Raw genomic sequence first — 9,873 nt, 5'->3', positions numbered from 1 at the left:
TGACTTGTAAATAACTTGAGCCGTGTGCAGGGAAACTTGCACGCACGGTTCTTAGGGGAGTAGGCTCGGGCAACCGGGCCCTCTTACCCGCCTACGATAGCTATGCCAAAAAGAAAGAGGTAACACACCTGGCCTGCCTAGCACATGCGCGCCGTGAGTTCGAAAAAGCATTGGATAATGACAGACCCAGAGCAGAAAAAGCCCTGTTGATGATACAGCAGCTATATGCTATCGAGCGAAAAGCAAAACAGGATAATCTTTCTCCAGAAAAGATAAAGGAACTGCGGCTAGAAGAATCCTTACCTATAATCAATGAAATGGGCAAATGGATCTTTGAAGAGATCAAGAATACACTTCCAAAAAGTCAGATCGGTAAAGCCATGGGCTATGCTTACGCAAGATGGGATGCTTTATCAGCATACTTATATGACGGTAATCTGCTTATCGATAATAATCTTGTCGAGAATGCTATTCGCCCAGTTGCGCTAGGTTATGCATAGTTAGTGATTATGTAAAGTAATTTCTCAGAAGTCATTTATAAGGCTTGTTTGTTCAGAAGAACTTTACATAATCATACGTTTTATCAATGGTCACAATGTCGTAACCATTAATAAAGCAACTATGAGTAAGATACTAAACACCTTTGATCGACTGATCCTTGATGCGAGTGAAGTACTCTCGAACAAACTTCTGAGATCCAAGAACACCGTCAAATGGTACCGCGTTTATTGGCGGCAGATGCAACGACAATTAGCGAAAAAGGGGATCATGGATTTCAATTCGCAGATTGGGCAGCAATACCTACTCGATTCATTTGGCATGTTTGATTATTCCACACTTTCCAAGTGCAACAAAGATATTGTCAAGATTGTCAACGTACTTTGCGAGTATTATGATACCGGCACACTGGTCAGCACCAAAGAACGCTTCGCAGTAGACGGTGTCATCGGTATACAGATGAAGGAATTCATAAGTTACCTGGAATCAATGAGACTAAAGCCATCTACCACCAAAGAACGCGAGCATTATCTTGGTAGGTTTTTATTCTACCTTAAAGGCCAGAACATATATGCAATGAGTGAGGTTAACAAAGTTGTTATCCTTGATTACCTCAAGACCTTGAACAGGCTAAAGCCAAGTGTAATCCATATGACCCTGCGGGCCATACGTAGTTTTTTGAAGTACCTATTTGAACAAGGACAGCTAAAGGCTGATACCTCTATCCTGGTACCTAAAGATAAATACATTAAGCAGGCACGTCTACCTTCCACTTATAATGTTGATGAAATCCAGCGCATGATTTCTGCGATCGATCGTTCCAGGCCTTGTGGCAAACGTGATTATGCAATAGTCCTACTCGCTTGCAGGCTAGGTATGCGTGCATCCGATATCGGTGGACTTAAGTTCGATAGCTTGCGTTGGGAAGAGTGTCTTATCTCGTTCAATCAATATAAAACGGAACGGCTGCTCCAGCTGCCGCTTTTGGTTGAGGTCGGTGAGGCGATCATTGACTATCTGAAATACGCAAGACCAAAATCCAGTGAGCCATATGTGTTTTTGACAGGCCGTTCGCCGATCGGGCGTCTATACACCAGTTCGGTCACACACGCAGTTCAAAAAGCCTTCCTCGCCTCTGGTGTCAATGTACAACACCGGAGGTATGGCCCTCATGCACTCCGTCACAGTCTGGCAAGCCTGTTGTTAGAACAAAATACCGTGATGCCTGTGATCACAGAGGTGCTAGGCCATGAGAACTCTGCTTCAACCCGATATTATCTGCGTATAGACCTAGCCTCTATGAAACAGTGCATGTTAGACGTGTCATCTGTGCCTGTTACATTTTACGAGCAGAAAGGAGGCTACTTCTATGCGTAATAAATTTGTTGGTATCTATGCGCCGTATCTAGAGCAATACCTCGCCGATAAACGGCAGCTTGGCTTTAAGCAGGAAACGGAAGAAGCAATTTTTAGCGTTTTCGACCGTTTCACGATAGAGCGTGGCGAAACACGAGTGGGCATAACAGCGGAGCTTTCGCAATCCTGGTCAAAAGCGGGTTCTGATTTGTCCAGTTCTTACAATTATCACCGGGCCGTGCTCATCAATCTATTGGCATCGTTTCTTAATGAACAGGGAATCCTTTCCTATGTCTCGCGTCTGCCTGTTTTTAGACAGGATTTTGTGCCTTATATCTACAGCCATGAAGAATTGCAGAAAATTTTTGACGCTGCTGACAGTTATCGGGTAATCAAAGGTATGCGGCATACCATGTTTGCCATACCGGCCCTTCTGAGATTATTGTATGCCACCGGCTTAAGAAGTGGTGAAGCCTTAGCTTTATCCACATCCGACGTTAATCTCAAAGACCAGTACCTGATCGTTCGCGACAGCAAGAATGGACAGCAACGCGTAATCCCTTTTTCTGTTTCAACAACAGCAGTACTAAGCCAATATGCATTTTACAGAGATCGGTTGCCTGCCGATCTTAAAAAAGATGACCGATTCTTCATTGCACCCGACGGCAGGCGCATCTCCCGAGATACGCTCAGTAGATGGTTTAGTCGGCTATTATCTACCGCAGGAATCAGTTCTAGGCGCGGCGCTACGCTGCATGCACTCCGGCATACATTTAGTGTTCATTCATTGGCAATGATGGCCGAACACGGGACCGATATCTATTGTGCCCTACCCATACTATCCACCTATTTGGGACACAAGACGATAGAATCTACCAATCACTATGTTAGACTGGTATCAACTATTTACCCAGATCTGTTAAGGGACGTTGATAAGATCTGCTTTAATGTCTTTCCTAATACTATCGGCTATGAAACCTACTGACTTTTCAAAATATCTCTCCGATTTTCTGACCAAATATCTGGTGCACAAACGTGGTGCCAGCAGGAATACGGTATGTGCATACCGCGATACTTTCGTACTGTTCATTGGTTACATGGCAACGCAAAACATATCGGTGAATAAGCTTACTTTGGAAGCCATCAACCAAAGTGTAGTGGTCAAATTCCTTGACTGGCTACAAGCAGAACGCAAAAATAGCAATTCAACTAGAAATGCGAGGCTGGCTGCGATCCATGCTTTTTTCGGTTATGTCCAATATCAACAACCAGATTACCTGTATGAATACCAGAAGATACTATCCATCCCGATGAAACGTAAAGCAACCGTCCCCATGAACTACTTAACCGTGGACGGGATAAAAGCGTTGTTACACCAACCCGATATCCACACCGTCAGAGGTAGACGTGACCTAGCTTTACTTTCGCTCATGTACGATACCGGTGCGAGGGTGCAGGAGGTAATCGATCTTACACCGTGCAGTTTGAGATTGGATGTATTAAATACGATCCGTATCACAGGAAAAGGCAATAAGACACGTATTGTCCCCATGTTGCACGAACAGGTTAAGTTATTGAAACCATATATTGTAGAAAATCGACTAGATCAAGAGAGTAATAATAAACATCCCTTATTCTTTAACAGCCGTGGAGACAAACTCACCCGGGCCGGCGTAAATCATATTCTGATCAAGTATGCAGATATGGCTAGAAAAACAAGCGGAGTCTTTTTACCAGAGAAGATCAGTTGCCATATACTGCGACATTCCAAAGCGATGCATTTACTACAGGCTGGCGTCAATCTAGTATATATCCGAGATATACTTGGACATGTTTCCGTTCAGACTACGGAGGTTTATGCGAGGGCAGATTCAAAAGCTAAGCGCTTGGCAATTGAGAAAGCCTACACGTCGGTTACTCCCGAAAAGGAACCGGTATGGTTGTCAAATGACAATCTGATGGATTGGCTTAAACACTTTTGATGACTTTATTATGTAAAGTGATGCGGCAATGAAAACAACCTGCAACACTCGGGAATCCAATCAATTGTCGCGCGCTTTACATAATCACTAACTATGCATAACCTAGCTTATGTAAAACTTTACATAACCTGGGTCGTAAAAACTACCTCTTTGCAGGAAGCCATGAGGCAGCACAGCGCGCAGCAATGATATACTCTTTTTTCGCTATATGCAAAAAACACGAGGTAAATCCATTTCAGTGGCTAAAATACGCCCTGCAGAATATAGCTTCCATAAACCATAAAAATCTAACGGATCTTTATCCACAAAACTTCAAGAAATCAACTGATATGTAGTTCATAGGCCGGATACTGATAAACTAGTTCGTGAAGTTTCACTTCTATCCAGCTTACGCAAGCTTTACATAGAGTTTAGCGCTCTTCTAAAAGGAGGATGCCCTGATCAATTGGACACTTGGATTAAAGATGGCCGATTAATTGGCCGCAAAAGAATAGATACTTTTTGTAATGGATTAGAAAAGGATATTCAGGCAGTAAAAAATGCGATAACTTATGATTGGACCAACGGACTGGTGGAAGGAAATGTGAACCGGTTAAAGAATAAAAAACGTGAAATGTATGGTAAGGGGAGTTTTGAATTGCTCAGAAGAAAGGTCTGCCTTTCACAAACTGGATAAGTGCATCAAAATTGGCGAAGAACCATTCTTATTTACCATTTACAGTATTTTCCATGTTCTTTACAATTTTGGTGTAAAGCTATTTAAGGACGAGACATACACCGTCAGATACGAAAGATTACTAAATCCAAGGGAGCTTTTAGCTCTGAACAGGCTTTATTGAAGCTGATGTATCTGATTATTAAGGATATTTCTAAGAAATGGACAATGCCAATACATAACTGGGGCTTGACCATATCCCAACTATATATTAGATTTGGGGATAGACTCAAACTGGAAAGAAGTTTTTAAGTTTTTAATCCAATGACACAGTTGGTGTTACACTCCCTGAATAACAGCCTTAAACGCAATATGCATCCCTAAATCTAATTCAATTTTGAGGGGTCAGCTTGTTCAAGTATATCCATATAACTTACAAACTTTATGAAACAGTGTATATTTACAGCTTTTAAATCTCAAAACACACCCTACTATCTTGGGTATTTTGTTTTCATATTTAAATTCATGCTTCCGAAGTCTGAATCATACCCTTGTCATTCGTTGTGATTCGATCTTATTAATATCTTGTATACTTATGCTGATTTGATTTACTAAACACTCAAGATGTCCTCGATTTAATAACTTAATGTCATTAGACTTTGCTAAAATTGAAGCTGATGAACTATAATCATTGTTAGTTATTGTAAGTAATTTAAATTGCTCCTTAAATTTGTCCTCGTAGTATCGTTTTGCGGTGCAAATTTCTTGTATCGCATCGTTCCCGACTAATGACTTTGTTTGTTTAGCTTGGATAAGATAATTCTCTCCATTTTTTAAAACTACAACATCGACTCCCTTGTCGTTGGAATAGGGTGTAAGATAAACGTCAAAACCTTGTTTTTTATAGAGCGAGGCTATACTCGCTTCGAAAAGGTTTGGGTAAAGCCGGTCAATGTCTGTTAGTGTGAGTGATTTATTTTTACCTTCTGTTTTTGCGCCAAAAATGTTTCCAAAAAGTTCATCGGGTGTTATTTCTGCTTGTTCTGTTGGGAACAAAGTATTACTCGCCAATGTTTTTTTGTTATTCAAAAGTATATCGAGAATTTCATCAAAGGATTTTAATCGGTTTCCTTCTTCATCTTTCATGTCATCAGAAAAAATAGCCATTGGATAATACACAAATACATCCTTTTGTTGCCCAATTCTGTATGCTCTGTCGGTCGCCTGTTCTTCTTTTGCCGGATTCCAATGTCTTGTATAATGAATGATGTGATTTGCCTTTGTAACATTTAAACCAACGCCCGCGGCTATTGGAGACATAATAATCACATTAAACCCTTCTTCGTCCTGAAAACGATCAATTGTTTGTTGTCGGCTTAATTTTGATTTTCCCTCCAATTTCTTGGTCGTTGGCGTATCTCCGTTGATAATGCTTGCAAATATTCCAAAAATATCATAAACTATTTTCTGCAACATTTTTTGGGTTTCTCGCCTGTCTGCAAATACAATTACCTTCTCGTTCTTAGATTGTATGTCTGCCAAAATCCCTACAGTTGTTTCTAGTTTGGACGAGCTTTTAACAAGTTCATCACTTGTAAATTTTAGAATTTGGCTATCCAACAAATAAGGATGGTCGGATATATCTCTAATTGCCCAAAGTGATTTTAGTTTTTGATTTCTTTTATCTGTTCCTTCCAGTTCAGAATCATTTGCTATTTCAATTTCTTGTTTGTATCGCTCTAATTGGTTTGGCGGCATTACTCTTTTGATTCTTGAATTAGCATTGTCGTGTTTGTTAGGTAAGTCAACAACATCTTTTTTGTACCTTCTTAAAATAAAGTCACCAATCTTGCTACGAAGTTTTTCAGTGAGTACTTTAATATCAGTATTTTCATCGCTCAAAGGCTTTTGGTATTCCTTTGCAAACTCTTTGGCATTGCCTAAAAGTCCGGGAACTGCAAAATCCATTAAACACCAAATATCTACCAATGTATTTTCCACAGGTGTTCCTGTCATTGCAATTTTAAAGTCCGCTTTCAAGGCTTTACTTGCATTTGTAATAAGTGTTCCAGGTGTTTTTATTTTTTGTGCTTCATCTAATGCGATAACTGCAAAATCAACTAAACCCAAACTAATTTGGTATGACCTTAGTGTTTCATAATTGGTTAGGATGATTTGCTTGAACTGTAGTCGTTTTGCGTCTTGTTGATTTTGAATAGGACTATTTTCTTTTGTTAGAGAAACACTTCCGTACAATTTGTACAATGGTAAGTTTTGTGGATTGAAAAATTTCTGATATTCATTTTCCCAATTTTCAAGTAAGCTGACAGGAGCAACAATCAAATAAGGCTTGTTATCATCGGAATGTTGGCTATGCCATTCTATGAAATAGAGTAGTTGTAAGGTTTTGCCCAAGCCCATATCATCAGCGAGCAAACCTCCAGGTTGCTTTTCTTTTATTAATGTTTGAAGCCACGCAACACCTGTCATTTGATGCTTTTTTAATTTCAAACCACCCGAAAGATTATTAATAGCTGAGTATGTAAGATTAAATTTATTAATAAGCTCTCCGTTTTGGATAAATTCTGTTGATTCAGCATTTTCTTTGATAATAAGGACTTCAAGATCAGTTTTCTTTTCTTGTTTTACTGGTCTATTGGGGTTTTCAAACTGTCTTTTTGCCGTTTTTATAAATTTTTCCGCTTCTTCAATTGGAATTTCTACATTTTCCCATTCAACGGTTTGCTTCCTTACTTTAACAGCCTTTTCCTTTTGTTCAATGAATTCATTAAGTTTTTCAGGAGACTTGAAAAAAATTTTCTTTTCTCCGTGAACCTTATCTTTTATTACAATTCCGGGAATCCATTGCGACTTGTAAGGACTTGCAAAAGGATAAAATTTTGGAATATAAACGCCAATTTCTTTTACTCTGTCACTATAAAAGACAGTAAAATCAACTTCATCGTTATTGAAAAATAATTCGGGATGTTCTATGATTTTTTGAATTGTCTCTTTGTCTGAAACTTTTCTATTTATTTTGATTTTTTGAAGTTCAGCTTTCTGATTCTCAGAAATTACTACTCTTGTTGTTTCTCCATTATTTCCCGATACTGGATAAACGTCACGAATCATTGGTAATTTGTCAAATGTGTTGGTAAAACCAATTGTGTTGTCAATTTCTACGGTTGGGATAATTTCAAAAATTCCGTTGTTGAAATCAATATCTAATTTTATTTTTTCGGGAATGAATAATTCTTGGTTAACTAGGAAATACTCTAAGGTCAATCCACTTTCTTTTGAAAGCGTTTTTAATTCAGATAGTTTTTTAAGATTGGTTACATTTCCTTTTTCACCATGGGACAGATTGTTGAACTCGTCAATAGCTTGGCAAAGCAAATACTGGTTTTCTGAAAGTAAATATTCGTTTTCTTCCAATTTCAATCTTGCGCCATTTCGTGTTGTACTTAATCTTGTGCCGTTTGGTGCAAAATCATAAAATCCATATTTAAACTTGAATGTATTTTGTGTTAAAACACCGTCTGATTCTACAAAAATTTCATACGGATAGTTCCTAGGCAGGTCCAATATTTGTTTGTCAATCTCGCTTAACTTTAGAATATCAAGACATTCAACTTCACAAGCGTCGTCCGTGTAATCTGCTAAACCGTTATCGTGCAACTCGGTTAGAATTACAAGCTGTGATAAAAATTCTGATTGTAGTTTTTCCCAATCTGAAACAGGAATTTTATTTCCCGATTTATTCAGGAAATAAAAGGAAAATGTATTCTTCTCTTGTGTGTGTGTTAAAATCATAATTTGTTTTTGTACCACGCATCTTTTTTCTTAGAATACGTGTAGCCAGGTAATTCTCTAGTGCTCCAATAATTAGAAGAAGTCTCCCATTGCTCATTTGAGTTTTTTGCAATACTCTCCTTTGCGGAAACCTCGATTGGACTATTTGTTTTCATTACAGTTCCCCCTAACACCTTTTTGTTCATCCAACTATAAAACTTTGTTTCCCAAATCTGATTGCCGTCTCGATGTGTTAATCTTCCTTCATCGTTAAAATAATCGTAGTAATTATCACTTTGAATAGCCATAGGCATTGAAGCATTACGCAAATCATCCACGCTATTTAATTTAAAGTCTAAACTTGGTCTATATGGACTGGTGATTTTATAAGCGTAAAAGGCATAGCCTTCGTTGCTGAACTCAATGAGCATATAATCTCCCATGAATAATATAAATGCTGAAACGTCTCTCTTGCTCGTTACAATTTCAAATCTTGACTCTACATATTCCGCTACTCTTTCATCTCGTTTTAGAATATTTTGTGTGTGAAGTGGACCATAGACCTTAAATGATGATATTTTTGAAACAAAACGTAACCAGAACTTTTTTCTTCGATCATCGTTGATGCAAACTTTGAAAAACACATTAATGAATTGCTTGGTTATCCACTCATTCAGAATATTTCTTGCTTGTGTGATTTCTTTGCGTTCAATTTCTGTTGCATTGTCAAAAATATTCCAATTCGAGATATTATTTGGGTCACCTATTTGCGCGAAAGCAATTTTTTTTATTTGGTCTTGTAATGTAGTAAAATCTGGTTTGTTGACTTGAATAATGATTTTGCTAATCAACCGTTTATTGGTAATGGAATTGTTATGTTTTATTATTACTTCATTCAGGTTATCAATTTCCGCTGATATATTGCTTTTGTTTCTTTCATAGTAAGTTACTATGACTTTAGAAAAATAATTGTAGGTCCACCACGATTCTGGAACGCCTAAAATTTTTGTAGCTTCTTGAATGGATTTATTGAGTTTAGCTATAGTATCACCTAAAACCAAATCTCCATTTTTTTTATTGAAATATCGCTTATTATTTTTTAAAGAAATTAATGTACCTCTATTACCTGAATAATTCTCTAATTTATTTAGAATGAATTGTTCTATTTGCTCTAATGATTTCGTGTATTTAGTTTCCCAATTCCTTAAAAAACAATCAATCAAACCCACTAAAAATGAATCCCGCCAATTTGTATCTAATAGCGTCAAAGCATATTTTAGCTCATTCTCATTGTGAAAAATGATTGATAAATTCTGTTCTGAATAGTTTAAAGAATAAGAAAGCGTTCTTAATTCTCTACGGTCAAAATTCGTATTGATGGAATTTTTAAATTTTCTAAAAACTTGTGGAATAAGATTGTCACCTGAAAATGAAAATGAGGCTGCTCCTACTTCTTCTATTATTTTTTGAAGTTTATCAATTCGGTGGTCGTTCAAAGATGCAAGATTAATCGGAATAATCTTTTGCGCAGACTGCTGAAATGTAGTAGGTGAAAAATGAAATTGTAATATTTCTTGCGTTGTTGGCATA

General features: G+C 37.7%; 6 protein-coding genes and 3 pseudogenes. 7 read left to right on the top strand and 2 right to left on the bottom strand.

Going from position 1 to position 9,873, the window contains the following annotated elements:
* Nucleotides 1–92 precede the first annotated feature (92 nt).
* The 7 genes and pseudogenes from D7322_RS27475 to D7322_RS29045 all read left to right on the top strand — a co-directional run.
* Nucleotides 93–491 (top strand): annotated as a pseudogene (locus tag D7322_RS27475) (IS66 family transposase); the annotation flags it as partial.
* A 130-nt stretch (nt 492–621) separates the two neighbouring features.
* Nucleotides 622–1,875 carry a site-specific integrase gene (locus tag D7322_RS27470; protein ID WP_121127365.1) on the top strand — a complete coding sequence of 418 codons (1,254 nt, stop codon included), beginning with the start codon at nt 622–624 and terminating at the stop codon, nt 1,873–1,875.
* The gene (locus tag D7322_RS27465) at nt 1,868–2,839 is read left to right on the top strand and encodes a tyrosine-type recombinase/integrase (protein ID WP_121127364.1); all 972 of its coding nucleotides are present in this window, start codon (nt 1,868–1,870) and stop codon (nt 2,837–2,839) included. Before D7322_RS27470 ends, D7322_RS27465 begins: the two co-directional genes overlap by 8 nt.
* On the top strand, nt 2,826–3,836 hold the full coding sequence (locus tag D7322_RS27460) for a site-specific integrase (protein ID WP_121127363.1): 1,011 nt from the start codon (nt 2,826–2,828) through the stop codon (nt 3,834–3,836). Before D7322_RS27465 ends, D7322_RS27460 begins: the two co-directional genes overlap by 14 nt.
* A 128-nt stretch (nt 3,837–3,964) precedes the next feature.
* Nucleotides 3,965–4,171, top strand: a pseudogene (locus tag D7322_RS27455) (IS66 family transposase); the annotation flags it as partial.
* A gap of 68 nt (nt 4,172–4,239) precedes the next feature.
* Nucleotides 4,240–4,512, top strand: coding sequence for a transposase (locus D7322_RS27450; protein ID WP_121127362.1), 273 nt, complete (start codon nt 4,240–4,242; stop codon nt 4,510–4,512).
* A 96-nt stretch (nt 4,513–4,608) separates the two neighbouring features.
* Nucleotides 4,609–4,803 (top strand): annotated as a pseudogene (locus D7322_RS29045) (IS256 family transposase); the annotation flags it as partial.
* A gap of 231 nt (nt 4,804–5,034) precedes the next feature.
* Here the strand turns inward: D7322_RS29045 and D7322_RS27440 are convergent.
* Together D7322_RS27440 and D7322_RS27435 are read right to left on the bottom strand one after the other, a co-directional pair.
* Complete coding sequence (locus D7322_RS27440; RefSeq protein ID WP_121127361.1) at nt 5,035–8,304, bottom strand: SNF2-related protein; 3,270 nt, start codon at nt 8,302–8,304, stop codon at nt 5,035–5,037.
* Complete coding sequence (locus tag D7322_RS27435; RefSeq protein WP_121127360.1) at nt 8,301–9,872, bottom strand: EH signature domain-containing protein; 1,572 nt, start codon at nt 9,870–9,872, stop codon at nt 8,301–8,303. Before D7322_RS27435 ends, D7322_RS27440 begins: the two co-directional genes overlap by 4 nt.
* Nucleotide 9,873 lies beyond the last annotated feature (1 nt).

The sequence above is a fragment of the Sphingobacterium puteale genome (genome assembly GCF_003627955.1).
GTDB classification, from domain to species: Bacteria; Bacteroidota; Bacteroidia; order Sphingobacteriales; family Sphingobacteriaceae; genus Sphingobacterium; species Sphingobacterium puteale.
The sequence above is the reverse complement of the archived record's forward strand: the minus strand, read 5'-3'. Positions and strand labels throughout refer to the sequence as shown.